At 63.2% G+C, this 26580-nt stretch carries 19 protein-coding genes and 1 tRNA gene; 5 read left to right on the top strand and 15 right to left on the bottom strand.

Annotation, left to right across the window (positions count from 1 at the left end; genetic code table 11):
• A complete protein-coding gene (gene malQ / locus J5J06_04740; protein ID MCO6436377.1) occupies positions 1 to 2208 on the top strand; it encodes a 4-alpha-glucanotransferase in 2208 nt (735 codons plus the stop codon).
• Between the two features lie 82 nt (positions 2209 to 2290).
• On the opposite strand, the gene J5J06_04735 is transcribed toward malQ, so the two are convergent.
• The 5 genes from J5J06_04735 to J5J06_04715 all read right to left on the bottom strand — a co-directional run bounded on the left by J5J06_04735 (position 2291) and on the right by J5J06_04715 (position 6183).
• Entirely contained in the window at positions 2291 to 2593 is a 303-nt protein-coding gene (locus tag J5J06_04735) for a DUF2934 domain-containing protein (protein ID MCO6436376.1), read from the bottom strand.
• Positions 2594 to 2849: 256 nt separating this feature from the next.
• Positions 2850 to 4022, bottom strand: a complete 1173-nt coding sequence (locus J5J06_04730; GenBank protein ID MCO6436375.1) for a glycosyltransferase family 4 protein — start codon at positions 4020 to 4022, stop codon at positions 2850 to 2852.
• 140 nt (positions 4023 to 4162) lie between these two features.
• Positions 4163 to 5041, bottom strand: a complete 879-nt coding sequence (locus J5J06_04725) for a SpoIIE family protein phosphatase (protein MCO6436374.1) — start codon at positions 5039 to 5041, stop codon at positions 4163 to 4165.
• Positions 5042 to 5618: 577 nt separating this feature from the next.
• A tRNA-Asp gene (locus J5J06_04720) sits at positions 5619 to 5692 on the bottom strand.
• Between the two features lie 152 nt (positions 5693 to 5844).
• The gene (locus J5J06_04715; GenBank protein ID MCO6436373.1) at positions 5845 to 6183 is read right to left on the bottom strand and encodes a ferredoxin family protein; all 339 of its coding nucleotides are present in this window, start codon (positions 6181 to 6183) and stop codon (positions 5845 to 5847) included.
• 162 nt (positions 6184 to 6345) lie between these two features.
• Here J5J06_04715 and murJ point away from each other — a divergent pair, with 162 nt between their 5' ends.
• Positions 6346 to 7917 carry a murein biosynthesis integral membrane protein MurJ gene (gene murJ, locus J5J06_04710; protein MCO6436372.1) on the top strand — a complete coding sequence of 524 codons (1572 nt, stop codon included), beginning with the start codon at positions 6346 to 6348 and terminating at the stop codon, positions 7915 to 7917.
• 57 nt (positions 7918 to 7974) lie between these two features.
• Here murJ and J5J06_04705 read toward each other — a convergent pair whose 3' ends face one another.
• From J5J06_04705 to J5J06_04680, 6 genes are all read right to left on the bottom strand, one after another.
• Positions 7975 to 8298 carry a hypothetical protein gene (locus tag J5J06_04705; protein ID MCO6436371.1) on the bottom strand — a complete coding sequence of 108 codons (324 nt, stop codon included), beginning with the start codon at positions 8296 to 8298 and terminating at the stop codon, positions 7975 to 7977.
• 9 nt (positions 8299 to 8307) lie between these two features.
• Positions 8308 to 8961: a cyclodeaminase/cyclohydrolase family protein gene (locus tag J5J06_04700; protein ID MCO6436370.1), complete on the bottom strand. Its 654-nt coding sequence runs from the start codon at positions 8959 to 8961 to the stop codon at positions 8308 to 8310.
• An 88-nt stretch (positions 8962 to 9049) separates the two neighbouring features.
• Complete coding sequence (locus J5J06_04695; protein ID MCO6436369.1) at positions 9050 to 10048, bottom strand: DUF21 domain-containing protein; 999 nt, start codon at positions 10046 to 10048, stop codon at positions 9050 to 9052.
• A complete protein-coding gene (locus J5J06_04690) occupies positions 10045 to 11295 on the bottom strand; it encodes an HlyC/CorC family transporter (GenBank protein ID MCO6436368.1) in 1251 nt (416 codons plus the stop codon). Before J5J06_04690 ends, J5J06_04695 begins: the two co-directional genes overlap by 4 nt.
• A gap of 75 nt (positions 11296 to 11370) precedes the next feature.
• Positions 11371 to 15948 carry a tetratricopeptide repeat protein gene (locus tag J5J06_04685; protein ID MCO6436367.1) on the bottom strand — a complete coding sequence of 1526 codons (4578 nt, stop codon included), beginning with the start codon at positions 15946 to 15948 and terminating at the stop codon, positions 11371 to 11373.
• Between the two features lie 35 nt (positions 15949 to 15983).
• Positions 15984 to 16769, bottom strand: a complete 786-nt coding sequence (locus J5J06_04680) for a hypothetical protein (protein MCO6436366.1) — start codon at positions 16767 to 16769, stop codon at positions 15984 to 15986.
• Positions 16770 to 17153: 384 nt separating this feature from the next.
• Between J5J06_04680 and J5J06_04675 the strand changes: the two genes are divergently transcribed.
• Positions 17154 to 17942, top strand: coding sequence for an acetyltransferase (locus tag J5J06_04675; GenBank protein ID MCO6436365.1), 789 nt, complete (start codon positions 17154 to 17156; stop codon positions 17940 to 17942).
• 300 nt (positions 17943 to 18242) lie between these two features.
• Positions 18243 to 20159, top strand: coding sequence for a hypothetical protein (locus J5J06_04670; GenBank protein ID MCO6436364.1), 1917 nt, complete (start codon positions 18243 to 18245; stop codon positions 20157 to 20159).
• An 11-nt stretch (positions 20160 to 20170) separates the two neighbouring features.
• Here J5J06_04670 and surE read toward each other — a convergent pair whose 3' ends face one another.
• Positions 20171 to 20926, bottom strand: coding sequence for a 5'/3'-nucleotidase SurE (gene surE, locus J5J06_04665; protein MCO6436363.1), 756 nt, complete (start codon positions 20924 to 20926; stop codon positions 20171 to 20173).
• A gap of 497 nt (positions 20927 to 21423) precedes the next feature.
• On the opposite strand from surE, the gene J5J06_04660 reads away from it, so the two are divergent.
• On the top strand, positions 21424 to 22767 hold the full coding sequence (locus tag J5J06_04660) for an FHA domain-containing protein (GenBank protein MCO6436362.1): 1344 nt from the start codon (positions 21424 to 21426) through the stop codon (positions 22765 to 22767).
• A gap of 42 nt (positions 22768 to 22809) precedes the next feature.
• Here J5J06_04660 and J5J06_04655 read toward each other — a convergent pair whose 3' ends face one another.
• From J5J06_04655 to J5J06_04645, 3 genes are all read right to left on the bottom strand, one after another.
• Positions 22810 to 23466, bottom strand: coding sequence for a TrkA family potassium uptake protein (locus J5J06_04655; GenBank protein ID MCO6436361.1), 657 nt, complete (start codon positions 23464 to 23466; stop codon positions 22810 to 22812).
• A 5-nt stretch (positions 23467 to 23471) separates the two neighbouring features.
• On the bottom strand, positions 23472 to 24842 hold the full coding sequence (locus J5J06_04650; protein ID MCO6436360.1) for a hypothetical protein: 1371 nt from the start codon (positions 24840 to 24842) through the stop codon (positions 23472 to 23474).
• 176 nt (positions 24843 to 25018) lie between these two features.
• Positions 25019 to 26575: a polysaccharide-degrading enzyme gene (locus J5J06_04645; protein ID MCO6436359.1), complete on the bottom strand. Its 1557-nt coding sequence runs from the start codon at positions 26573 to 26575 to the stop codon at positions 25019 to 25021.
• Positions 26576 to 26580 lie beyond the last annotated feature (5 nt).

The following is a 26580-nucleotide window of genomic DNA, read 5'->3' as shown; positions in this document are numbered from 1 at the left end:
ATGGAGGGACGTCCGAACCTTATCGCGCTCGCCGACCGCGCCGGTATTCTGCGCGGGTACCACGATATCGAGGGGAAGTACTGTCCGCTGCAGGAAGAAGCCGCCGTGGCGCTGCTCGCCGGGATGGGTCTGGATGGCTCGGGCGAGGACGTGGCCGGCGAAACGCTGAAGCAGCTTGAGCGCCAACGGCAGGCGTCGCTTCTCGATCCGGTTCGCGTCGTGCGTGTGGGGCAGCCCGCAGGAGAGGTGCTCCGCTGGGCGATTCCTTGGGAACATCCGGAGCTCATCGGGCGCGACACCTTCGGTTGGCGTCTGACGCTTCACGGGGAACGCGGCGGGGTGGCCACCACGGTTGAGGGGCGGGTCCGGCGTAGCGATGGTGACAGCGATTTGGCACCTTCATGGCCCGTGCTTCCGGAGCCGGGCTATCATACGCTGCAGCTCGAGCTTGACGCAGGAGGGAAGTTGCTCCGCGCGGAGCAATTGCTCATCGTCGCGCCGCGGCGCTGTTTCCGTCCGGAAGACGCGTGGGGGCAGTCGCGGTCGTACGGGCTGCTGGTCAATTTCTATTCCCTGCGGGACGAGCGCGACTGGGGGATTGGGGATCTGAGCACACTTCGTGCCGTCGGCGAGGCGGTGGCCTGTCACGGCGCCGCTTTCATCGGAACCAATCCGCTGCATGCCTTAAGCAACCTCGGTCACGACTACTGCCCCTACAGTCCGATGAGCCGCCTGTTTCAAAACGACATCTATCTGGATATTGAGTGCGTGCCGGAGTTTGGGGAGACGCCGGAGGCGCGAGCGATGGCGGCGTCTCCCGATGGACGCGAGCGCATCGCCGAACTTCGCGGGAAGGCATACATCGACTATGAGGGCGTGGCGAGCTTCAAGCGCGGCGTCATGCGCCGATTGTTTGAGACATTCAGACGTGACCATCTTGGGAAGCGAACGTCGCGCGGCAGCGCATTCGAACGGTTCCGCCGCGAAGGAGGGCGTCCGCTGCAAGACTTTGCGACCTTTCAGGCGCTTGCTGAATGGCTTGAGGAATCGGGGAAGGCCACGTTCGGTTTCAACTGTCGGAATTGGCCGGCAGCCTATCGCGACCCGCGGTCAAAGGAGGTCGTCCGGTTTCACCGCGAACATGCCGATGCGGTCGACTTCTGGGCGTTTGTGCAATTCGAGATCGAACGGCAACTGAAGGAGGTCTCAGCGGCGCTGCATCGATCTGGTATGCGCATAGGCCTGTACCACGATCTGGCCGTGGGGTCTTCCGGTGGCGGGGCTGACGCCTGGATGTTTCCGGGGCTCTTTGCCCAGGAGATGGAATTAGGAGCCCCGCCTGACCCCTATAGTGCCGCGGGCCAGACCTGGGGATTCCCGCCACTCGTGCCGCATCGGCTCCGTGCGGAGCGGCACGCTTACTGGATCAGCCTGATTCGCGCCTGTCTTCGACATGCGGGAATGCTGCGGATTGACCACGCCATCGGGCTGTATCGGCAATATTGGGTGCCGCGGGGTCGTCCCGGGACAGAGGGGGGCTTCGTTCGGTACCCCACGGAGGAACTGCTCGGCATCCTGGCACTGGAAAGTCAGCGCAGCCGGACCATTATCGTGGGCGAGGACCTGGGCCTGGTGCCGCCGGAAGTGCCTGCGGCCCTGGCCGAATGGGGCGCGTTCTCCATGCGGCTGGTGCATTTCGAGCGCGAGCACGACGGCAGCTACCGTCCTCCGCAGCAATACCCGACCAACGCCCTCGTCTGCGTATCCACGCACGATCATCCGCCGTTGGCGGCGATATGGAGCGGCAGCGATCTCGACCTGCGCCGGCGCATCGGGTCGATTGGCGACGACGAGGAATTGAACCGGCAGCGCGCAGAGCGCGCCCGATCCCGGGAAGCCCTCGTGCGACTACTGATCGCTCAGGGCCTGCTTACGGAAAACGAACAACCCAGCTTCGAGGCGGTGCGCCGGGCGATTCATGAACTGCTGGTTCGCTCGCCCTCACCGTTGTTGGGGATTTCACTGGACGACCTGGCCGGGGAGGAGGAGCCGGTCAACCTTCCCGGCGTTCCGCCGGAGAAGTTTGCTAGCTGGTCGCGGCGCATGTCGCAAACCGTCGAGAAACTGCTGAAAGACGACGCGATTGCATCGATTCTGGACAACGTTGCGAGCGCGATCGCTGTCGGCGGGAATGATGCCGAGAATTGAGCCTGAGTCATGCGCGCAGCAAACGCTGTGCTCATCCCCCCATCAGTGATTCCCCGCTATCACCGACTCCTTGGGCGTTTCTCTACCGCGCAAATGCCTTCTGGCTCAGCTCCCGTTCCGCCTGGAGCCAGTCGGCCATGGGGTCGCCGGGTGCACCGCCCCGGCCTAGGAAAATCTCGTACGCACGGCGGCTGATTTCCTCGAACGTTGGCTGCGGTCGAGCGATGGTGCTGCGCGGTTTCGACTTGCCGATCGCCGTGGCGGCCTTGCTCGTCAGTTCTTTGGATGGCGGCGTGGTCCCCACGGTCGTGGTCTCAGCCTCACGATTGGATGCGGCGCTCTTTCCGGATCTTGCGGCCGATTTGCCCCCGCGCGAGGATGTCATTTCCCCCGCCGAAGCTGTCGGGTTCGTCTGGTCCGGCGATTCGGCCTTCTTCGTCGTTCGGCTTGTTCGGGTGGATGTCTTTCTCGCCGCCTTGCCGGGCTTCTTCTGGTCATCATCCTGTATCACAATCCTGTCCTCCATGCGAAATCGAGTTGCCTGCGCAGCAACCCCCTCAAGGGATCACCATGGGACAATCAACGTTGCCTTGTCTGATCGATCAAGCCTCCCCGGGGCGAATGCGCGCCCGAGCTGGCGATCACGATGCCGATATGGATTGATACACCCGCTCGGTCGCAGCGGCAACGGTGTGCCAGGAAAATCGCGTTTCGGCCTCGCGCCGACCGTTGCGCCCCATTCGACGTGCGCTCTCCGGGCTCGAGAGCACGGTATCCAGACCAGTGCCAATGTCGTGCGCGTCATCGGCTACGGTCAGGCCGTTGCGCTCGTGGCGGACGAACTCGCCGGGGCCTCCGTTTCGTGTGGCCACCACCGGGCGGCGCGCGCTCCAGGCTTCGAGTATGACGATTCCGAAAGGCTCATTGCGACTGGGAACGCAGACCGTGTCCGCAGTCTTGAAAAGCTGCACAAGGCTTCGCCCACTTTGGTGGCCGAGAAACCGCGTTGATCCATCGATGTGAAGCTGGTGAGATCGCGATTCCAGGCTGTGGCGCATATCACCGTCGCCGGCGAAGACGAACTTGGTCTGCGGGTGTCTCTGGAGCACCTCGGGCAGCGCTTCCATGAGAATGTCCGGTCCCTTCTGGCGGGTCAACCGGCCGGCAAAGAGCACCATGGGATCGCTTCGCCCGACGGCATAACGATGGCGGATGGCGCCGTTGTTGATTCGTCCATCGAAACGCGTCACGTCCACGCCGTTGTAGATCACGTCGATCTTGTCAGGGGGCGTGCTGTACAGCCACTGGACCTCCCGGCGGAGGGCTCCCGATACGCAGACCATCCGGTTGGCGACGTAGGTTCCTTCCCACTCGATGTCGCGAATGGCCCGGGAGGGGCCTTCCCAGAGTTGGTTGCCGCATCGCCCGTATTCGGTGGAGTGGATGGTCAGCACCACGGGGCGCCCGTGCCGGTTCTTGAGATGCACCAATGCCCGCACGCTGAGCCAGTCGTGGCCGTGAATCACGTCGAATGGCTTGCCGAGGAAGCTCTCTGTCTCAATGACGTGCCAGGCGAAGCTCTCGCACATCCTCTGGTTTTCGTGCAGAAAGTCGTCATGCAAATCGAATGGGCAGCGGTGGATGTGTACGCCTCCGATGCAGTCGTACAGTCCCTGCCCCGGCCCCATTCGTGTGTAAACGTGTACTTCGTGCCCCCGACGGCTGAGTGCTTCAGCCAGTTCACTGACGTGTTCGGCAAGTCCGCCGACGGCGATGGCGTGTTTGGCTTCCCAGGAGAGCAGTGCGATGCGCATGGTGACCTTTCGTTAGCGGAGCGGGGCGGTCAGCGATCAAGCGCGTTGGGCGTCGCATGCTTTGAGCTGGATCCGCGAGTGCGTGCATTCCCCCACTCCCTATTTCGGCACAAAGTAGGCCCCGGGCGCGTCGAATCCGCTTAACCCAGGAATACACTGGGATCAACGTCCGCGCCGGGCGAATCCGGAAAGCGTCCAAAGAGGCGGTCCCGCAGGGCGGGGGCCAGCTCTTCAGGCGTTTTCGCCCCAAGAAGTTCAATAACTATAACGTCCGTCTCCCGCCGGGGTTCCTCCGAGCCGAGGAAGTCCCCCAGGGACCGAGCCAGGACCTCGGCCTGCTCGCGGGGTGGGAGACCGGAGGTTTCAGCCACCCAGCGGCGGAAACGGCTCGCTCCCACCGTAGGACCGCGGTGCGATCCGGTCTGTGTCGCAGCGGCCGTACCCACGACCAGCCGTCGGACCTTGTTTGCACAGAGCGTTCTGGCCGAAACGACCAGGTTCGTCGTCACGCCCAGTGCCGGTCCCTCGGGCTCCATTGCCTTGATCGAGCCGTCTTCCATTCGCAAAAACAGCGCGATCGAACCCAGACTCACCACGGTCATCGTCTCGTCGTAATGGTCCAGAACGCCCGCAAAGAGGGAACACGTTACCGAGCCCCGCCCGAGATCGGCATTCAACTGTCTGAGCAAGTCGTCCACGGCACGGACGATGGTCAACGGGCTCCGCGCCTCCGGCGCAAGGCCGCGAATCGCGCCGCAGAGGGCGGCCTTGGCCATTGCGCCGAATGCGCCGCCACCCTCGATTGTACCGACGCAAATGACCAGCTGTTCGTCGACACCGCGCACGGTTACGTGGAAGTCACCGCTGCGCGTTTCCTGTCCCACTCGTGCCGACGCGACAGACGCCCCCGGCCAACCTTGGCAACCGGATGTCGAAAAGGCCGCCTGGATATCGCGAAGGACACCGTATTCGAATGAGTCGAACGGACGTGCGGACGAGGTTTGGCGAGTACCAGCCATGCGATCCTCCTTGCAATGGCAGGCACGATGGAATTTCGGGCCTGCGCGGCCGGTCAACATGCCCGGCGCCGCTGCCATTCCGTCCAATTGGAGGGCTTTGCAAAAAGCCGTGCCGGCAGCGCTGCGCTCAAGGCATCTACAAAAACTATACCACAGGAATTATCGGACGCCAGCCACAACGACTTCGGTGACACCGGCGTGACTGACCGGGGAATTGGAACGCAATTCACAGATTGCGCGGAGCGGACAGCCTTTTGTCTCCGGGATTGGTTTCGCGGATGAACGAGCTGTCATGACAGAGCGAAGCGAAGCAGGGCCTGTTGAAAACACAATCCTCTGGATCTGCATTCCATGGCGGTCAGACTCGGCGGTTTCAGTACTGCTAATTGTCACGTTTCGTCGGGCCGTCCGCGCGGGACGAGAGCCTGCGGTGCGTTCGAGATGACCGTCTTCGGCTTGAGCCTGGACCCACCGGTGGTGGGAGGAATGGAATTGCCTGGCCGCGGGGCGGAGGATGGCCCCAAAAGAAAAAGACCCGCTCGCGATGCGTATCGCGGCGGGTCAAAGCACTGCTGAACGAGGCCGACGGGATTCGAACCCGCAACCACCGGATCGACAGTCCGGTACTCTAACCAATTGAGCTACGGCCCCAGACGGGGTTCCCGGACCTGAGACGGCCGCAAGCCGACTCAACGGTGGTCAGGGACGGGAATTCTTATCGTGGAGGACCCCCGCCGTCAAGGACCGCGAAGGAAGCAGGCGAGCCGTGAAGCTTCGCTGCATCGACCGGTTCCGGTCAGGTCCTATCCGCTGAACGCGTCGGGGTTGAGCTGGTCCTTCTTGTCCTCGATCTTGGCGTTGTCATCCGCGCCGGGCATGGGCTCCTTCTGGGCGTCGATGACCGGCCATTCCGGAGCGTACTTCTTGTTGATTTCGATGTAGTCATGCCACTTTTCGGGGAGGTCCTCTTCCGCAAAAATGGCCGTTGTGGGGCATTCCGGCGGGCACAGCCCGCAATCGATGCAGACCTCCGGGTCGATCGCCAGGAAATTCACGCCTTCGTGGAAGCAATCCACCGGGCAGACCGCTACGCAATCCGTGTACTTACAGTTGATGCAGGGTTCCGCGACAATATGAGCCATGCTGACGCTCTCCGTTTACATCCTTCGTTTCACTGTCGCTGGTAGCGTTGGTGGAACGCGTCATTTTGTCAACATGAAAAACCGAAAATCGCTGCGCCGCCGACCTGTCCGTGGCTCGCCCGTTCCCTTGCAACCGACTGGCCGCCCGGTAACGTGCCCCACATGACCGAAAGCGGCGGGCTTGCTCGATCGGCCCGGATCATCGCGCTCCTGACCATGGCCTCGCGGGTCTTCGGGCTCGTGCGCGAGTCCCTGTTCAGCTTCCTCTTCGGCACCTCCGATCTGATTTCCGCCTTTCGCATCGCGTGGATGCTGCCGAATCTCGCCCGGCGGCTCTTTGGGGAAGGGGCGCTCTCCGCCGCAACCATTCCCGTTCTGTCTGAAACCGTCCACCGGGACGGGGTGGAGGAATCCCGCCGGTTCGTCGGTTCCATTCTGGTCGGTCTGGCCCTTGCTTTGGCTGTGATCGTACTTCTGGCGGAGCTGGTGATCCTGGTCGCCCTCAATGTCGTGGACGATCCGGCGCTGCGGCTCAGTCAGATCCTCCTGCCGTACACGGTGCTTATCTGCCTGGTGGCGATCGCGGGTGGTGTGCTCAACGTCTACGGTCATTTTACGGTGCCCGCGGCCGTCCCGCTGGTCATGAACCTGGCGATCATCGTGGGAACGCTGGGGGGCGCCTTGCTTTACCCTCCGGACAGCTTGGCGTTGATGAACACAATCTGCGTGTTTGCCCTGCTGTCCGGCATCGCGCAATTCGGCCTGGTGTGGTGGATGCTGGCGCGCCTGAGGCGGAGGCCGATCCCGGCGCTTCCGTGGCATGATCCGCGGATCCGGCGGGTGCTGCTCCTGATGGGACCGATGGTGCTCGGCCTCGCGGCCGTGCCCATTAATACGCTCGTCGATTATGCCATCGCCTACGGTTTCATTGTCGAGGAGGGCAATCGTCCCGGGCCAGCCGTTCTCGGATACGCTCAGTACTTGTACCAGCTCCCGCTCGGTGTGTTTGGCATCGCCATCGCTACCGCGGCGTTCCCGGCGTTGTCTGCTCGCGCCGCCGCCGGCGACCTCACCGGCGTGGCGGGTTCATTGAATCGAGGATTACGCCTGGGTGTCTTCGTTTCGCTGCCCGCAACAGTCGGTCTCGTGCTCCTGAGCAGACCGCTGGTCGCGGCGATTTATCAGCACGGGGAATTTGACGCGACCCAGAGCGCCCGGGTCGCCCCGGTGCTCGCGCTTTACAGTTTGGCGCTGGCCGCAAATTTCGCCCAGCACGTCGTAGTCCGAACGTACTACGCCCTGAAGCGGACGGCCGATCCGGCGCGCATCGCGCTGGTCATGGTCGGATTGAATTTCGTCTTGAATCTCGCCTTGGTCTTTCCTCTGAAGGAGCGCGGACTGGCCCTGTCCAGCGCGCTATGTGCCTGGATTCAGGTCATATGGCTGGCGTTGTCGTTGGGGCGCTTTCTGCCTGCGTGGTCGATGGTCGATCTGCTGGGTCCCGCGGTTCGCGCCCTGATTGCGACCGCGGTCATGGGGCTGGTTGTCGGTCAACTTTCGCGCCTTCCGCTCCCGGAGGGCATGTTCAATCCGAAGGGCGCTGTGAGTCTGCTTGCCTATGTTCTGGCGGGTGTAGTGGCCTACCTTGCCGTCTCATGGTGGCTGGGGGCGGAGGAGTTGCGCATGCTGTTTCGCACGCGGGGATCGAGAGGTGGGGGTGACTCGGACCAGTGACACCGTAAGTGACAGGTGACTCGAAGCGGTCCGTTACGACGGCGGCTCCTTCTCTTGTTATTCGGCCACGAAAAAACGCGACGACGTGCCGCCCGGTCCAACGCGCAATCGCACGTGTTGGAGACACCGGGGGCATTGGCCTTCGTAGGCCGTGCCATCGCGATTGCGGTAGATGCGCGTGTACACCGAGCAGCAGTCGAATCGCACGCCGATCCACGGGCGGGGGCCTGCGGCGACCGGTGAACGTTCTCCCTCGGATTGTGCATCCGCCTTGTCTGCGCTCATGCCGGAATCATCGGCCCATCCGTCCGGGACTTCCTCCGGCTGTTCTTCTGCGGGCAGGCTGCGCAGTTCCAGGTAATAGGGCGGTTCGTCGCTCATAAGGATGTGCTATCGGCCGGGTCCTGAGCTGGGGTCCAATTCGCGCCTGACAGCCTGCAAGAGGGAGTCATGATGCGATGCGGCGTGCGCGCAAATTCGGTCAATCTCTTCTGTAATCCGCGCCGCCTGATCTCGATCCGCCAGATCCTGCAGGTTGATTGCAACGCTGAAACGGGCGGCACGAACCGCGGCCTCCGCCAGCGTTGCGGCCACGCCGAGGTCACTCACGATCATTCGACTCGCAAGCGGGCGCAACGCCTCGAGTGCCACCAGCGACCGCTCGGCGACGGCGGCTATTTCCATCGGCACGGAGATGGCATCCATCACGGCCCGTTGAAACTGCAACTCCGACCGGGCGGAATCTTGGCGCGCCTTGCGGACCCTCGTCAGGTTCTCATAGGCCTGGCCGTCGCGATCGATCAGGGTGCGCAGGATCTGGTCCGCACCGAGCAAGCGGTCGGCCAATTCGTCCAATTGCCCACGTGCCGATGTTTCTGTGTCCTTTCGTACGGAGTACGCAACCACCATACGCGCCAGCGCGCAGGCCAGCGCTCCGCAAGCGGCCGCTACCGCTCCGCCGCCGGGCGCCGGAGTTCTTGCGGCCACGGAGTCGAGAAACTCCCCGAGGCTGATGGAGAGACTGCTGTCATTTGCTGTGTTCACGGGGAATTTCTCCGACTTCTTCTCTTCCGACCGAGGAGACAACTGGGCATCCTAGTTCCGCCGCCCGGCCGGCACCACTCGTCAGCGGTCATGCACTCTTCTCGGCGCCGCCCACAAGCCATTCCAACAGATCGGCCATGGTGACGATGCCCAGCAATCGACCGCCCCTGTCCGTCACAATGGCCAGTTCACGCCGAGCCTGCTGGAGCGTGGTCATGGATTCGGCCAGCGTGGCATGCGGGCGAACCGTGGCCACGGGAATGACCTTATCGCCAACGGACTTCCAGTCGTGCCCGCGGAGGAGCCGGTCGACGGAAATCTGTCCGATGATGTGTCGTCGGCCGGTGTCGTGCACGGGGAGTTTGCTGAATCCGTGACGTCGCACGAGGCGGATCAGTTCGCGTCGATCGGCCCGCGCCGAAATGGATATGACGCGATTCTGCGGCACCATGACGGTGTGTACGGGCGTTTCCGACAGCTCGACGACGCGCTTGACCAATCCCGAGTGCTCGGCACCGGATTCGTCGCTCACTACCGCGTCGGAGATCAGCGCTGCGATGCGCCGCTTGGGCTTGGCGCGAGCGACGAGAATGGGATTTGATCCGCCAACGAGTCGGCTCACCACCGTGGAAAACACTCGAAACAGAGAGACCAGCCCGGTCCAGCGGCATGCGGCGCAAAATCCCGCGAGCAGCCAGCCCACGCGGAGCATCAGTCCGTCGGCGTAGACGTGGAAGATGTTCTTGGGAACGACCTCGCCAAGAACGAAGACAATGGGCGTGAGGACGGCGATCGTGTACACCTCGGACTGCCACTTGGTCAGCCCGATGCAGTCCGTGAAGAGAATCGCGACGGCGGACGTGAGCAGATAATTCGCAATGTTGTTGCCAATCAGGATGGACGCGATGGAACCGGGCTCGTCGGCCAAAAGCCGCTCGGTTACTCTCGCCAGCCGGTTGCCCTGTCGCGCGGCAACGTGCAGGCGGACGCGACTGACGCTGTAGAGCCCGGTCTCCGAACCGGAAAAAAAAGCGGAGAGGGAAAGCCCCAGAACGATCCCGACGATGACGACGACCCAGGTTGTCATCGGCCTCCCCCCTTCGAATTGCCATCGCTAAGACGAAGCAGCAGGCGCTCGATCCGGCGACGTCGCATCTTCTCCACGGTAAGGCTCAGATTTCCCAGCCGGACGCAGTCTCCTTCGCGCGGCATCCGCCCCAGTTCGGCAAGGACCAAACCGGCAACGGTATCGAACTGCTCCTCGAGTCCCACCGCAAACCGGCTGGCCCACAGTCGGGCGCTGAGATTGCCGGGGATACGGTACGTTTCCGCATCCACCTGCTCGAACTCCGGCACCGACGGCTCGGCACCCTCATCCGGAATCTCGCCGACGATCCACTCGGAGATGTCGCCCAGAGAGCAGAGCCCGGAGGTGCCCCCGTATTCGTCGACAACTACGGCGAAGTCGGCTTTCAGCTCGCGAAAATAGCGCACGACTTGCAGCAGCGTGGCCTGTTCGGGAACGAACGGCAGCGGACGGATGATCTGGCGGAGCGGCATGCGCTCATCAAGAAAGAGATCGCGCACGAAGAGTACACCGCGGATGTCATCGAGGTCCCGGCCGTACACCGGAAGCCGCCGCCGCGAGCCTGCACGCGCCTGTTCGAGCAACTGCCGCCGCGTGCTGCCGATGTACGCCGCCTTGATATCCACGCGCGGCGTCATCACTTCTCGCACCTTGATTCCGCCGGCGGCCACGGCGGCCTGGAGGAGGTCGTGCTCCCGAGTGTCGATCACCCCCTCGTGGGCGGACTGCTCGACGAGCATACGCAGCTCTTCGCTGGTCACGGGGCCAGCGTGCAGCGATGTCGGACCGAGCAGTCGGACCAGCGGCGCGACCACCCAGACACGGAGCACCCACACCGGAGGTGCAAGCGCGGTTCGCAGCGTGCCAATGAACACCGCGGCGATCGGGGCATAGAGTCTCGGATTGGAGATGGCCAGCGTCTTGGGGACGATCTCTCCGAACGCAATAAGGGAAATGAGCACCGCGGCGCTGAGCGCCAGCGAGACAATCGGGGAATCGCCATGTTGATGCTGGATGGCGATGTACGACAGGGCGAAGATGGCCACGTTGACCAGATTGTTGGCCAGGAGAACGGTCATGAGCAGGCGCTGCGGCTGTTCCATCAGGTGTGCGGCCAGGCGCCGCGCGGTGGACGCGGAACGGGCAAAGGCATGCCGCGACTCTCGGTTTAGTCCGAAGAGCGCCGTCTCCGACCCCGAGACCGCGGCGGAGCAGACCAGGAGCAGAACTAGCCAGAACCAGATCATAGGTGCGTTGGCCCGCGGGACGCCGTTCGCCGCGCCGTCGGTGACGTACCTTCCGGGGCGGATCGACGGACATACTTAGGACGAGCTGTCGGACCGGTCAACGCGCGCCAGCGACTCCTCGATCCGTGCCTGCATCGCCTTGTCATCGTCTTCGCGGGCAAGATCCATGGCCCTGGCGAGTGATTCCCGTGCCTCGAGGAATCGCGCCTGGCGCCGAAGGGCCTCACCAAGGTGGAAGTGAATGACCGCCTGACCGGCGTCAAAATGCAAGGCCCGGCGAAGCGTGACGATGGCTGAGTCGAACTGCCCCAGTTGCACCCGCGCCCATCCCAGTGTGTCGAGCGTATCCGCGGTGGGGTTGATGCGCACGGCCTGTTCCGCATAGTCAACGGCACGCTGATGCTCGCCCATGCGGTCCGAGAGGACGTAGGCCAAATTGTTGAGCACAATCCAATTGTCCGGCTGGTACTGAAGCGCTTCTTCGTACGCCTTGACGGCATCGGTCCAGCGGTCAGCGGACTGGTACAGGTCACCCCGTTCAGCCAGCAGATGGCCACGCCGGCGGTCGTCGGTGGTCTCGGCGAGAAGGCGTTCGAGCCGCTCGTCGGCTTCCTCATAGCGGCCCGCAAGATGCAGGAGCCGGCTCAGCAGGTGGTCATTGGCGCGGTCCAGATCCGCGGAGGGTGGGACCGAACTGAATTTCTCGGCGGCCCTGGCGGCATCGCCGAATGCCAGCATGCTGTCACCGGTGACAACGCGAACGCTGTCCATGGATTCGCCCACCGCGCGATCCATGGCCATGCGAAGGGCACGCACGGCGTCCTCGTTCCGTCCGGCCCCGGCAAGCAGCCTTCCCCATCGTGACAGAACTTCCGCAGAAGCGCCGTCCCGTTTGGCAAAGGCGGCGAGCCACTCTGCACCCTCGGCATTTCGTCTTGAACTCAGGTAAACGTCCGCCGCCTGGACGAGGCTTGCCGGCGCGTAATTGTTTCGCTCTGCGGCCGTGCGCGCGTCGGAAATCGCCCGGTCGATCTGGCCTCGCCGGAGGGCGACGGCGCTGCGAAGAAAGTACCAACTTCCTGAAGCAGCGGTCCCAGCGCGGTTGATCTCCGCGGTCACGAGTCGTTCCGCATCCGCCACGCGGCCCACCTGTAAGTAGGCACGGATCAAGGCTTCGGTAACCTTCGGGTGATCGCCAGGCTCGCTCGCCGTTGATTCCAGTTCTCCCAGCCATTCGGTTTCCCGTCCCGTCTGGCGGTAGAGGTCCGCAAGGCGGAGTCGCGGTGCGAGCCCGAAGGCCGTGGGATCAATGAGCTTCAGCGCCTCGAGATCATCAATCGCCGCCGGCGCCCGCCCGCGCATCTCGTAGAGGCTGGCACGAAGATAGTGGGCGTAGGGATCGCGCGGCCTGGCTTCGATGAAACTCGAAATGGCCGTCAGCGCCTCGCCGGCGCGGCCCTGACGGGATGCCACCTCAGCCAGCCAGAGCATCCCGCGCGGATCATCCGGATAGGACTGCCGATATTGATCGACGTACTCCTGCGCCTTTTCCAGGTTCTCACCGCCGGATAGCACGCATCCGATCCGCACCGCAAGCACGTCTTTCAACCCCGGATTGGCTTCCGCGCGCCCAATTTCCACCGCCCGATCCAGCCATTTGAGAGCTTCGGCGGGGCGATCCAGAGCGCGCATATACAGATCACCCAGACTGCGGCAGACCTCGAATGTTCGCTTCGTCTCCGCCGCTGCCAGAAGGACCGATTCGGCTTGGGTGGCATCACCCTCGCCAAGGTGGTGCGCAGCGACAAGCACCATGGCGTTGGCCCGTTCGGACGGGTCGGTTTGCCGGTCGACGAACGCCCGGGATACTTCGAGGGCGCGGTCGGGCCGATTCACGCGGCGGTAGAATTTTGCCGCGGCGATCACGACGTTGCGATCTTCCGGTCGCAATGACAAAAGGCGATCGTAGTACTTCGCCGCCTCATCGATCTGCCCCGCGGACTCGTGCAGCGAAGCGAGCCGCGCGATATTGGCGATGTCGTCGGGCTTATCGGCCAGGCGCGCTTCGCGCTGGGCGATGGCAGCCTTGGGGTTCTTGTCCTCCTGTTGGAGGAGCAGCTCCTCGCGCACCCAGGGATCGCCGGGCATCAGGCGGGCGCACATCTCGAGATGCCTGCGGAATGCCTCGTCGTCGCCGGCGCTCTTGGCCAGCGCGGCCAGCGCTTTGTGGGCAATGGCGGCCTGCGGATTCACCGACACGGCCTGTTCGAAATAATCGCGTGCCCGATCGGTCTGGCCGGTCCGCTGGTAGCAGATCCCCAGGTTCGTGAGGGCGTCCACATCGGTTTTCTGCGACCGCAGGGCTTCCGTGAATGCCACGATAGCGCGATCATTCTCGCTGCGCAGCATGTAATAGAGCCCCAGGAGTGTCTGTCCCTCGGCGCCGTCCGCGTTGGTCTCTTTCGCGACCTTGATGGCCTCCTTGGCCGCCTCGTCGTTGCCGATCTCCTGAGCCAGGCGCACCTCCGAAAACAAGAGCGCCCGCAGGTGGGCCGTCGTAGCCAATTGTGCCGAAGGCGTGTCCTTGGCGAGCAGGTGTTCACGAGCCGTGCGCAGCGCCTCCAGCGCCTTCTGCTTTTCGCCGGCTCGAGCGTACACGTCGCCCAGGCCCCATGCCCGCAGAAACGCGTCGGGCTCTTCTTGAAGAAGTGCCACGAACGCATCCCGGCGCTGCTCGTCCGTCAGGTCCTGCCGCACGGCGACGGCCAGACGCTGCAAGGTTCGATCGTCCGGGGCGGCTTCCAGCGCCTTCTTCACGAGAGCGGATGCTTCATTACCGCGATTGCGGGCGAGCAACTCGGACGCCGCGACGGAGAGCAACTGAACGTTCGTCGGGTAGGTTTGCGTACCTTCCAGAAGCGTTTCGATGGCTTCGTCCGGTTTCCCCTGGAGCGCGAGATCCTTGGCCTTGAGCAACACGGCCTGAGGCCCCTCGCCCGAGACCTCCATCGCCTGTGCCACACGCCCCTGGCGCTCCAACAGCGCCGCCTGGAGGGAACGCGCTTCCGTGTTTTGCGGATCGGCCAGCAGCACCTCGGAGAGTACGGAGGTCAATTCCGGGTTGTCGATGTCGTTGCTCTCGATCAGGCTGCGCGCGTACAGGAGCATCGTTCCCGATTCGCCCTGTGCCCGGGCCATGGGCATGACGTCTTCGAGAACGTCTCTCGCTGCGCCGGGTTCACGAAGGCGAAGGTGAAGCCGGGCCAGAATAATCTTGTTTTCCCAGTCCATCTGACCGGCCGCGGTGTAGCGCTGGTCGGCTTCGCGGAGGTCCGCCAGTGCCGCCCGGTCATTTCCTTCCGTCAGGAGAATTCGCCCACGTTGGCTGATCGCCCGGGGGTGGTTGGGGAACTCACCGCTCGCCCGATCGACATAGTCACGGGCGCGAGCGAGCCACGCCTGGCGATCCTCCGGACGATTGTCCGTGATGGCATCGATGGCCAGATCGACGCTGGCTTGCGATGCCAGGATCAGCAGGCTGAATGTGGCCACCCGGTTTCGGGCGCCCTCGAGCCCCTGTCGATCCAGACCTAGTGACAAGCGCGCGTCACAGGTCTTGACCACGTCGGCCGGACGCTGCGATGCACGATACAACTGGGCGAGTTGCACATAAGCGCCGTACTGCTCCGGGGCGACCGCGATCGCCTCCTGCAGTGCCTTTTCCGCTTGGGGAAACAGCTCTTCCGCCGAGCCCAGTCCCGTGTTGCCGCGGCGCGATCGCGACCACTGGCGAACGAGAAATCGACCCTGCCCGGTGAGGATCTCGGCGCGGAGCTCCCTGTCAATTCCCGCTTCTTCGAGCGCCCGGCGGAAGGCCGCGACCGCTTCCTGGCGGCGGGCGCGTGCCCGGTCCTGCGTTTCCTCATCGCCGGGCGGTGTGGCCAAGGCCTGGGCATAAGCGAGCTCGGCTCGGGCAGCGTCCTCGCCTTCGCCGGCCCGTTCAATCCGCTTTTTGAGCAACGCAAGACCTTCGTCTCGTTGACCGGCGTCGATCATGGCCTCCGCCAGATCGGACGCGTACTCGACGTTTTTCGGCGCGAGCTCCACGGCGCCCGTCAACGCAGCCAATCCGAGCTCGGTATTCCGCGGGTCGTCTCCCGCCAGCTTGACCAGCGCCTTTCCGCGGGCATTCTCGGCAAACGCCCGGTCGGCGTCGGTCAGACGTTCTCCCAGGTCGAGCAAGGCCGCTGCGCTGCGGGCGACCTCCCGCCAGTCGCCCAGGTTCTCGTAAAGATCAGCAAGCCCCAGACGCAGATCCAGCAGTTTGCGATGTGCCTCGACAAGCTCCGGTCGTTCGACCAGTGCTTCCTGCCAGGCCCCGACGGCTTCCGCCACGCTTCCCTCGTTCAGTCGCATCTCGCCCAGCGGCAGCAGGTACACCGCGTCGCCGCTCACCTTCCGGGCCCGGAGGTACCAGTCGCCCGCCTGGCGCCACTGCCCGTGGTCCGCCGCTTCGTCGGCCAGCGCCACGAAATGCGCCGGATCACGCCGGCTGAGTTCGCGAATGATGATCAGACCCGTGACCATCAATGCGCCGAAGACGATCAGCGTCAGAACCAGAACAGCCCACTTGTTGATACGCTTCGTGCTCATGACGACTTCATCCATGCAGTTCGGGCTGCTGGACCCTACCCTGCTTGTTTCTTTTCCTCGACGGCGGTGGGTTTTTCCGACTCGTTCCAGATCGGCCAGTGGTCGCGCTCGAGAACGCCCAGGACCCGCTCCAGGAGCTTGCCGCCGTTGAGCAGATGCTGCTCGCGCGTCGCCGCCGGAAAACTGAACTCCACCTTGCTGAAGTACGCGTGTTCGATCAGCGGGTTGTTGACCCGCCGGCGCACGCCCTCTCGAGTGGCCACATATTCGCCGTTGCAACGGAACGTGTACACGACGGAAACCTGCTCTCCGCCGTGAACGGCCGTTTTGACGAACGTGAGGATCCGAACGGGAACCACCGATTCTCCCGCCAGCCCATCGGGAAGGACGATTTCCTTGTTCTCGTGGGCTTGCGCAGGCTGGTAGCCGAAGCCCAGGTAACAGGCGTCCGGCGTGTGCGGTACCAGATCGCTTCCGCCCGTGTAATAGGTCACGAAGAGCGTCACAACGCGAAGTGGGCTGGCCGGGTCGACACTGGTGTCCTCCAGTACCCAGTAGATGTACTCGTCCGTGCCCAACTCCTCGATCATGGTCGGCTCGAGGCGTTCCCGCCGGACCACGCGGTACGGAAAGAGCGCGGTTTCGTCCAGCGAAGCCAGCGGCGCACGAAGCGGAATGGGCTTTTTCACCAGCGAGACGCGCAGATAGCTCGTTACCGGTCCGGCGAGGATCGCCCCGACTCCCAGCATGACAACGGCCGTCACGAACGGCCAGGTAATCAGGCGAACGCGCGGTTCAGGATCGGTGGAGGATTGACTCAAATCCATGGAACGAAAGAGGTTGGATCTCTTTGAGGCCCCGGAATCTGCCAAACAAGTATAGGACGCGCCGCGGGCCGGTCAAAAGGGAAACGCGCGCCCGGCGTCGGGGAACACCCTCCCGAGCCGGTCTGCCCACTCGTTCATCGACATCGCCCTCAAGCCCGTCGAGTCGGGGCAGGCCCTGTCTTGGGAGAACGCTCCGGGCGTCATCTGGACTCTGCCGGTCGGCCGGGCCTCCTCTACCTGCCATCGGCAGAATTTGCCGATCTCTATCGAGCCTGGTCGGCCTCGGACCGATATACAAGATTGAGCAATCGCTGAGTCGGGCGATCGCCGGGCGCCTGATTTCGGAACGTGACGATCCCGGCATTGCCGAAACGTTCAATGTCCAATTCAGCAACAGGTCCGACCGTCCAGGCATCGAGCAAGCCCCGGTGCGTCATATTCGGTGCCGGCGGCCACGGACGCGTTGTGCTCGACATCCTCGCCAACATGGGGACGTTCGAAGTCGTCGGCTTCGTGGATTCCAATCCGCGCCTGGAGGGGCGGCGCATCGACGGGTTGCCCGTTCTCGGCCGACCCGATCAGCTTGACCATCTCCGCGAGAACCACGGCCTCGAGTGCGCCATCGTTGCCATCGGCGACAACGGCGCTCGCCGCGAACTGGCCGATCGTGCCGAGAGCCTGGGGCTCACGCTGATCAACGCCATTCATCCGTCAGCCAACCTCGCCCGCAACGTCAGCCTGGGACGTAACATCGTTGTCGCAGCCGGCGCACTGGTCTGCGCGCACTGCCAGATCGGCGACTCCGCCATTCTCAACACGGGCTGCATCGTCGATCACGAATCGCTCATTGGCACGGCCACGCACATCTGCCCCGGAGCTCGACTTGCCGGCCGCGTAACCGTGGAGTCCGGCGCATTCGTAGGAATCGGGGCGACGGTGATTCAGAGCGTCCGGGTGGGCTATGAGGCGATCATCGGCGCCGGCGCGGTCGTTGTGGAGGATGTCGCGCCGATGTCCACGGTGGTCGGGGTGCCGGCCCGTCCGATTCGGATGGCCCAGTCTTCCAGGGAAGCCCATCGCTGGCTCCTGCCGGAGCTTGCCCGCGCCCAGCAGATTGCCCAGATTTCACATCCTGCGGCCGCCGACGCGCTGTCGTTCCCCGATTAGCCGGCGCATTACCCTTTCTCCGGGTATTGATGGGTTCTGAAGTGGCGGTCAATGGACCGCTGGTGGGGTGACTGAGGGAATCGCAACTCCTTCGGCTGTCCGCCGGTCGCGCCGATGTACCGAAAGGCGTGTCATAGTCTCCGGAACAGCATACGCCTCAGTAGTTACGCCAACTCCCCCAATGGGCGCTGGAACCGGCGCCGCATCGAAGAGAAGGACTATATTTCGCATTGACCTTGTGGTATGCCAATTGTTAGGATGCCTTCCGATTCAAACTGCTAAGAATTCGGAGGCCTCAACATGTCTGCTGCGCCAACCGACCGAATGGATACCTCGTGCGCATGTGGTGCCCGATTCCGCGTGCCCACGAGTGCCGTGGGGAAGAAAGCCAAGTGCCCCAAGTGCGGCGTCGTTTTCACTATTCAGGCCGGTGAAATGGCCCAGGCTCCATCGCTGAATGCCAACGTCAAGCTGCCCCCCAAGCCGAAGCCCGCGGCCCCCGCCTCCGTGGAAGCGTCGAGCGGAAGCGACGCCGATTCGCTGCTCGACGATCTTGCCCAGATGGAGAGGCAGGCTCCGGCCGTCGGCGGTTCTACTCCCGCTGCGCTGTGCGTGAAGTGCGGCCAGGCACTCGCCCCCGGTGCCAAGGCCTGCATGAACTGCGGGTATAACAGCGCAACCGGCAAGACGGTCCGCGCCGCTTCCGCACGACAGGTCAAGGTGGCCAAGGCGATGTCTGAGCGAGGGCGATTTGCCCTTGGGGTGACATTGTCCGGCGTTGCCGCGCTGGTCTCGGCGTTAATCTGGTTCACTATCGCCAAGGCAACTTTGTCGGAGTTCGGACTGCTGGCCTGGGCGGTCGGTCTGGCATGCGGCTTGGGGATGCTGAAGGGTTGGGGCAAGGAGAGTCCCATCGGCGGTCTCATTGCGGCGGCGATGTCAACGGGAGGCATCGTTCTGGCGAAGGCACTGATCTTCGGTTTGATCGTTTACGCGTCACTGACCGGAAACACCGATGACATCAAGATTCAGCGCCTCGTGGTCGCCGACCGACTGACGCAGCAGCGACTGGAAGAAGAGGGCGTATACGATGACGAAGAATGGGACAAACGCTACGACGAACTTTATCCGCAGATGGAGATCAGGGCGCAGGCGATGTCTGACGGCAAGGTCCGCGAAATGATCCAGGAGCTCCGAGACGAGAACGCCGGAGGGAAAGCGCTGGAGGGTGAGACTGGAGCGAAGCGATCGAGACTGGCATCCTTCCAGGCACAAAAATCAGCGACCTTGGCGTTGGCCATGCCGTTGGACCGAAGTTGGGCGGAAACCTATAAGAAGCAGGTCCTGGAGTTGGGGAGTCTTGCTGAAGCCGAGCTCGACACCAGAATCAGGGAGATGGAAGCCTGGGAGGCAAGTGGCAAATGGAATGACGAGGAGTACATACGCGCGGCATGTATCACAGAACTCGCTAGCAAGGAACTGAGGGAAGACACCGATCGGTTCGATTTCTCGGCGCCCGTGGAGCAGCGTAGCAAGATCTGGGCCGAGTGGGTCGAGAAAGGTACGGCCGAGTGTCAGGAAAAGTCGCACGAAGAGCGAGTAGCGTTCCTGCGAGAAATCGAGCGCAAGGATGAGCGCGACGGAAAGATCGGACATCTGGCTTTGCATCGCGCAGGGCAGCGTGCCAACCAGGCCGGTCTTCCCCCCGAATCGGACACGCGCGACGAATACTACGAGGAAGAAGAATCGAAACTGGCCGACGTGGACGACGCGACGCTCGACCGCGAGATTGCCGCGTTGGATGCCTGGGAGAAGGAGCATCGTTGGAACGACGAGCAGTATGTTCACTCGCTGGTCGCGTATCACTTCGCCCGAGTGGAGTCGTCGGAGCGGCTTGAGCCGCGCTGGGAAGACGACGATGACGAGAACGACGAACTGACGGATGAAGAGTGGGCTGAGGTCTACCAAGCAGGGGTGCGCCGCGCCGATTCGTTGGGCCCGGAAGAGCGCCTGACACTCGCTCACAAGATCGATAGCGGTGAAATCTGGCGAGAGCAGATGGAACAGGAATCCGGTGGCCAAGTTACCGCCGCCGCCGTCGGATTGTTCAGCGCGTTCTTCCAGTCGATGTTCCAGCCGATCGACCTGCTCTTTTTCGGTTTGGCTATCTTCACGGCCTACAAGATCGGGGCCAAGGGCACCGCCGAGGATAACTGACCGACAAGGCGCTACTCGACCGGACCGTCCCCCGGGCATCCAAACCGTCCCATCAGCGGGACGGCGCTTACCGCAATCTCGCCATCGCGAATCGTCGTGTAGTCGCTCGGGCCGCGCTCCTCGCGAAGCCAGTATGAGGCGCCATACGTGAATTCCAGCAGACTTCCCTCTTTGTGCTCGCGGCGATTGAACTTCATGGGCATGGCGTGTCCCGCAACGGGAACACGGCGGACGCGCTCCTGCCACGTCTCGGGAATCGGGCTCGGCATGTTGATGTTCCAGAATCCCGCGGCCGGCAACTGTTCTTCCAGCAGCCCCGGAAGCAGCTCCTTGGTAACCTCCCGGGCGCGGTGCCAGTCGATGTCCACGTCCTCCCGTACCGCCTGCGAGACGGCGATCGCCGGAATGCGGAGGATGGCCGCTTCGCGAGCACCGGCCACGGTTCCCGAGTAGTAAACGTCCACGCCCGCGTTGGCTCCGCGATTGACCCCCGATAGCACCAGGTCGATCTCCTCGCCGATCAACTCGGCAAACGCCAGCCGCACGCAGTCGGCCGGCGTACCGTCCACCGCGTACATCTCCCCGTAATGATCGTGCCGCAGGCGTTCCACGGCGATCGGCCGGCGCAGGGTGATCGTGTGGCTGCATGCGGAACGCTCGGATCGCGGCGCCACCACACGCACCTCACCAAGGCGGCGCGCGGCCTCGTACGCGGCGTGCAGACCGGGGGCTTCATATCCGTCGTCGTTGGTCAATACGATGAGCAAGGCAACGTCCTCAAAAGTGTCCTGTATTGGTTTTCGCGATGGCTCCCAGAGCGGCAGCCTAACTTGGCGAAACGCATCTGTCGCAGACGTCCCGTAACTGAGATTCTCTCGATCCTGATCCGACGGGTCCGATCGGATCCGATCCCAGAGGCCCTCGCACACCGATGTCCGATAGCGGTCTCGGAGAATCCTCGGCGAAGTTTGCCTGCCTCGCGAGAAACATCGTACGTTCAAAAGTGTGTTAATACCCCATACTGCCCAGATTCCACAAGCGCGAGGATTTCCCGCCTCGGCGGCATTGCCTCGCGCCATGAGCGAGTGTGGCGGAATCCAACGGAATTCGAACGAGTGTCGGCGAACGTCACCTCCTTATGCCGACATCAACCCGTTCCGCCGGCCGGCGGTGGAACGGCACACGCCGGACTTTCCGGTCTTTCCGGCGAACGGCATGGTCGGCGTGCCCGCAATAGTCGGGACGCCAATGGGGGGCTGCCGAGATGATCGATAACACCGCCCAGCTTGATCGCGTGGACATTGAACTGCCCGCCTCCGCTCCATCGGTCCGACTGACCGCTGGCGTGGGCTCGGCCGGGCAAAAAACCTGGAACCTGCGACGACCGGTTACGGTCATCGGTTCGAAGCGCCCGGCGCACATCGTCCTTCACGATCAGGACGTCAGCAACGCGCACTGTGTCATCGTCAATACCGGGCGGGAAGTGCTCCTCAAAGATCTCTGGACCTCCAGCGGGACGTTGTGCAACAAGCAACCGGCTAACCTCACCCTGCTCAAGGACGGCGACATTCTCACCGTGGGTGGCACCAGCATCCAGATCGCCATCCGCGTGCCCGAGAACGAGTCCGATGACTCCGGTTGCGGCCTTACCTACTCCGAACCGACGAAATTCGCAAAGCCTCTCGTTGTCCGATTGGACCACACCGACACGAAGTGGGAGGTTGATGACGCCGTCGTACTGGTTGGCCGGCACGAACGGTCCACCATTCGAATTGACCACGACGAAGTCGTGCGGCGGCATCTGATCATCTTCCGTTTTTTGGACGGTCCGGCCGTTTTCGAATTGGGCAGCAAGTCGGGAATGACGCTCAATGGAGGCACGTGCAGCATCGCGGCACTTCGACCCGGAGACCGCGTGGGCATCGGGCCGTGCACGCTGAGCTTCGAAATGGTCGGCGTGCCCAGTTGGGATGACGCTGCGAGGGAGAGCGCCGCAGGCGAAGCGGCGGAGTCCAGAACGGTTCCGGTAAGTGCCGCGCCTTCGATACCCTCCATCCCGTCGATTCCGCTGCCGCCTTCGAGAAATGACGTGGTCAGGTTGACGGAAGAGGCGGAGACGGCTGCCGGCGACGCTCAGCCGACCCTCGAGTACATCGAGGGCGAGCTCCTCAAGTTGCAGAAGAACATCTCCAACTCGTGGGAGCGGCTCAACCAGTGGCAGGAGCAGCTTCGCGAGGATGCCACGCGGATCAGCAAGCAAAGCGCCGGCTTGGAAGTCCGAGAGGCGGAGCTCGAAGCCAAGGACGCCGCCCTGCGGGGACAGCTTCACGATCTGACCCGCTACCACGAGCAGATTACGGAGCGGGAGCGGGAACTCGCCAAGAAACTCGCCGAGATTCAGTCCGAAAGGGACAAGGCCCTCCAGCAGCAGACCGACCTCGTTCGCCGTGAAGGCGACGTCGCGCGCCGTAATGACGAGCTGCAGCGCCGCGAGCACGTGTTGGCGCAACGCTGGGCCCGACTGCTTGCGGCCACCTGTCCGCACTGCGGCCGGCCCATTCGCCCCGACGGCGGCGACAACCAGAACGGCAACCGTCAAACCCTTTAGCTGAGTCGGTTCACACGGGCCATCCACCCACGCTTGCCGCGGTCATCGTGTCGGCAGGGCGTTCAGCGTCGCCGTCGCGCCGGCGAGCAGTACGATGTCCTGCGATTCGAAAGGCCGCTCCACGTCCGGCAGGTACCAGCGGTCGTTTCCCACGGACGATCTCCGGAAACCGACCACATGGACCTCCCGTTTGCGGCGAAGGTCCATCTCGGTGAGCTTCTTGCCGACCCAGTTCGGGGGAACGGGCCGCTCGACCACCGAGAAATCGTCGCTCACCGGGAAATAATCCAGCATTCCACGTCCCAGCAGGAGACCGGCCAGACGTTCCGCCGCTTCCCGCTCCGGGAAGATCACCTTCGTGGCCCCGACCATCTGGAGAATCTCGGCATGGGCCGGGCTCAGCGCCTGCACGACGATGTTGGGCACCTTCAGCTTCTGGAGACGGTTGGTGACGAGAATGCTCGGCTCCCAGTGCTCGCCGAGGTCGATGATCGCGCAGTGGAGTCCCTTGGGAAACAGCTCCGTGATCACGCCGGGATTCAGTGCGTCTGCCTTGACGACATTGGACGACAGCTCGCTTGCCCACTGCACCTTCTTGTCGTCATGGTCGATGACAACGACGTCACACTTGCGTTTCAGGAGGCTCTCCAGGATGCACTTCCCGAATTGCCCCAAGCCGATAATGGCGTAGTTCTGCATGTCGATTATCCGATGGCCAGTTCCTCTTCCGGGAATTCGTACAACGGCGGTTTCTTCGGCCGAATGACGGCAAGGGCGACAGCCAGTGGCCCGAGCCTGCCAACCAGCATGCAGACGATGATCAGCAGTTTTCCGGAAACCGACAACCCTGCCGTGATTCCCGTGCTGAGGCCTACCGTACCGAAGGCGGAGACCGCCTCGAACGCCAGAAGCATGAATCGGTCGCCGCGGATGTCGCCGACCGGCCGCTGTTCCTCGGAGATCAGCAGGCCTGCCACGACCAGGGTCAGGAAAATAAGGCTGAGAATCAGGATAAGGAAAGATCGGCGGACAACCGCGACCGGTATCGTGCGGCGGAACAGCGCCACGGTCTCCGTTCCACGGAGTCGCGCACGTACCGAGGCAAGCACCACCGCCATCGTCGTGACCTTGATTCCACCGGCGCAACCGCCGGACGCGCCTCCGATGAGCATCAGGAACATCGTGAAAAACAAGGTCGGCTCGCGCATGAGCCCGAAATCCAGCGTATTGAACCCCGCGGTTCGCGTCGTTACCGATTGAAACCACGACGCCAGCAGCCCTGTGCCCCGGCTCGTGCCGTACATCACGCCGTTCCACTCAAATCCCATGAAAAGCAGGATTCCCAGTGCCCACAGTGCGACGTTCGCCGAAAGCACCGTCCGGGCGTGAAGCGGCAGCCGGTTTCTGCGTCGACGTATCAGCATCGCCGCCCAGACGAGTAACTGGTAGATCGCGATGAACCCCAGGCCGCCGAGAATAATCAGAGAGGTGATGGTGAAGTTGACGCCGACATCGCTCTGGAATCGTTCGAGGCTGTCCGGAAAGAGGGAAAAGCCCGCATTGCAGAACGCGGAAACGCTGTGGAATATCGCATTCCACCACGTCGACGACGCTCCCAGATGCCACTTGAGGAATATCGTGCCGACCGCCTCAATCAGCACCGTCGAGAACAGCACCCAGAACAGGAGGCGAAGGGGGTTCACGCGCACCGCCGCAAGCGTGTCCTTTGCCGCAAGAACGTGCGACATCGTTGCGCGCCCTGCGGCGAGCAGCAGGAACGTGGAGAGCGTCGTGATGCCCAGTCCGCCCATTTGTATAAGTACGAGCACGACGGTCTGCCCGAACGTCGAGAGCTGCTCGCTGATGGTCACCGTGGTCAGGCCGGTCACGCACAGCGCCGAGGTCGAGGTGAACAGCGCATCGATCCAGGCCAGCGGTTCGCCCGCCGCCGCGCCCGGAAAGCGCAGGAGTATCGCCCCCACGAGCACGACCCCGATCCACGCCAGTGCGACGCGAACCGGGCCGGTGAGCCGTCGAGCGGGGCGCTCGCCCGTTGCCGAGGAGTTCGTTGCCAAGAGGATCTCCCTAGGACTTCACGCAATCTTGGATGGCCTGAGCAATGCGGTCAATGCGCGGCGCAGGGAGCGCTCCTGGCGCGGGAGCATGCGTTTCTATCCGGCCAAGCAAGGCCGTGTGGACGTGGCAAGCGCGATACCGAGCAATCGCCGGCGTGGGATCAACTGCCGTTGGATTAGTGGTTTCGATCATCAGGAGTTTCCGCACCCGAGTGCCGCGCTCGGGCAGCGCGGCCTGCCAGGGCCATGCCGCCGGCCAGGATGAGCGTCGACAGCATCCCGACGCCACACCGGGGAATTGTCGGAACCGCCGCGGGACCGTTTGCCTCATACGCCCCGAGATCACTCGCGCTGCCCGCTTGTTCTCGGTCACGGCCCGATTGATGTTTGACATACTGGCGCTCGACCCGGTGGTCGGGAAGCGCCCCGGGCGAGAGCGGTGCGGCGCCGTCGATGCAATCGGAATCTGCTGCCAGCGTGAAATCCTGTCCCGCGAAATCCGCAAACCCGGGCTCGTTCGTTTCAATGGACGTTCCGTCGTCGTGGATCATGCCCCCGAGTCCGCCGAAACTGTCCACCCATCCGGGCTTGAGCCAGTTGTGGCTGAGATCGAGCACGCCGTCGCTGTCGAGCGCTGCCAGTCCGCTCCCCGCCGTCGTCACGAAGAAGATGTTGTTGCGGGCGTCGCAGTGGTTGTCATTAGTCGAAAGGCGAAACAACGTCGTGCTGTCCGTCCGAAGCGAAACGACCGTGTTGTGATAGAAATACAGCGTGCCGTTTCGATAGGCGCTCGTGGTTCCGCTGTCGCCGCCGTAGTGGACAATCTGCTTGTTTCCTTCTCCGGCCGGCTCGATCAGGATGTTTCCATAAACGAACGTGCTCGTGTAGCCCGGGTCCGATCGGATCAGTGCGCTGTCCTCTCCGTCAACCAGGTCCAGTTGACGGTTGCCACCCTCAATCCAATTATACCGAATGACCAGACCGGCCGAACGGTCCTTGAGGTTGTTGCCGCCCGCGCCGTCCTGCAACGAGCCGAATCGATTGTACTGGAAGACCATGCCGATCCCGGCAACGTACACGTTGTGCTCATAAATGCTGCCGACGTTGCCGTTGCCGTGGATGTAATTGCCGTCGATCAGGATGTCCGACGCCGCTTCCTCATCGCTCGAGGAAACGAACAGCCCATTCCCGCTGTCACGCAGAATGCAATTGCGAATTGTGATGTGCTCACCGCGCTCAACGTGAATCGCGGCCGCATTCGCCGCGTAGTTTTGGACGCCGCCGGCGTCATCGGTGAAGGCGTTCGGTGGGCGGGCCCCTCGAATGTCGAGGTTCTCAATGACCACGTATTGGGGAAGCGTGTTGGATGGGATCGACGAGCCGCCGACTTTGATCACGGAGCGGGGTTCGTTCCAGTAGTCGAGCGCCAGTCGGGTCGTGGCGTTCTCGCCGTCAATGATGGGCAGCGCGCCGTTGGGCCCGGCGACCCCGCTGACGACAATGGGCTCGTTCGCCGTACCGGCGCGCCCGATGACCCACTTCTCGCGATAGGGCGAGGACCGCCAGTGAATCAACACCACATCACCAGCGGACACCGATTCCCAGGGAACCGCGCCGATCGTCGCATAGGGCATGCCGTCGCCCACTTCGAACGTTGTTCCAGACGCTTCTGTCGCAACCAGAGAAATCGCGATGGAGGCCGCGATAATGACAATCGTAACCACTCGCCCCATGCGTC

Source organism: Phycisphaerae bacterium, from assembly GCA_024102815.1.
Lineage (GTDB): Bacteria > Planctomycetota > Phycisphaerae > UBA1845 > UBA1845 > JAGFJJ01.
This window is presented reverse-complemented; position numbering and strand designations above follow the sequence as displayed.

Excerpts from the sequence above, each read along its gene's own strand:
- malQ (MCO6436377.1), top strand. The coding sequence starts at position 1 with ATGGAGGGACGTCCGAACCTTATCGCGCTCGCCGACCGCGCCGGTATT.
- J5J06_04660 (MCO6436362.1), top strand. The coding sequence starts at position 21,424 with ATGATCGATAACACCGCCCAGCTTGATCGCGTGGACATTGAACTGCCC.
- J5J06_04695 (MCO6436369.1), bottom strand. The coding sequence starts at position 10,048 with ATGACAACCTGGGTCGTCGTCATCGTCGGGATCGTTCTGGGGCTTTCC.
- J5J06_04670 (MCO6436364.1), top strand. The coding sequence starts at position 18,243 with ATGTCTGCTGCGCCAACCGACCGAATGGATACCTCGTGCGCATGTGGT.
- J5J06_04690 (MCO6436368.1), bottom strand. The coding sequence starts at position 11,295 with ATGATCTGGTTCTGGCTAGTTCTGCTCCTGGTCTGCTCCGCCGCGGTC.
- J5J06_04725 (MCO6436374.1), bottom strand. The coding sequence starts at position 5,041 with ATGGCTGGTACTCGCCAAACCTCGTCCGCACGTCCGTTCGACTCATTC.
- J5J06_04655 (MCO6436361.1), bottom strand. The coding sequence starts at position 23,466 with ATGCAGAACTACGCCATTATCGGCTTGGGGCAATTCGGGAAGTGCATC.
- J5J06_04685 (MCO6436367.1), bottom strand. The coding sequence starts at position 15,948 with ATGAGCACGAAGCGTATCAACAAGTGGGCTGTTCTGGTTCTGACGCTG.
- J5J06_04705 (MCO6436371.1), bottom strand. The coding sequence starts at position 8,298 with ATGAGCGACGAACCGCCCTATTACCTGGAACTGCGCAGCCTGCCCGCA.
- J5J06_04735 (MCO6436376.1), bottom strand. The coding sequence starts at position 2,593 with ATGACATCCTCGCGCGGGGGCAAATCGGCCGCAAGATCCGGAAAGAGC.
- J5J06_04675 (MCO6436365.1), top strand. The coding sequence starts at position 17,154 with ATGTCCAATTCAGCAACAGGTCCGACCGTCCAGGCATCGAGCAAGCCC.
- murJ (MCO6436372.1), top strand. The coding sequence starts at position 6,346 with ATGACCGAAAGCGGCGGGCTTGCTCGATCGGCCCGGATCATCGCGCTC.
- J5J06_04645 (MCO6436359.1), bottom strand. The coding sequence starts at position 26,575 with ATGGGGCGAGTGGTTACGATTGTCATTATCGCGGCCTCCATCGCGATT.
- J5J06_04730 (MCO6436375.1), bottom strand. The coding sequence starts at position 4,022 with ATGCGCATCGCACTGCTCTCCTGGGAAGCCAAACACGCCATCGCCGTC.
- J5J06_04715 (MCO6436373.1), bottom strand. The coding sequence starts at position 6,183 with ATGGCTCATATTGTCGCGGAACCCTGCATCAACTGTAAGTACACGGAT.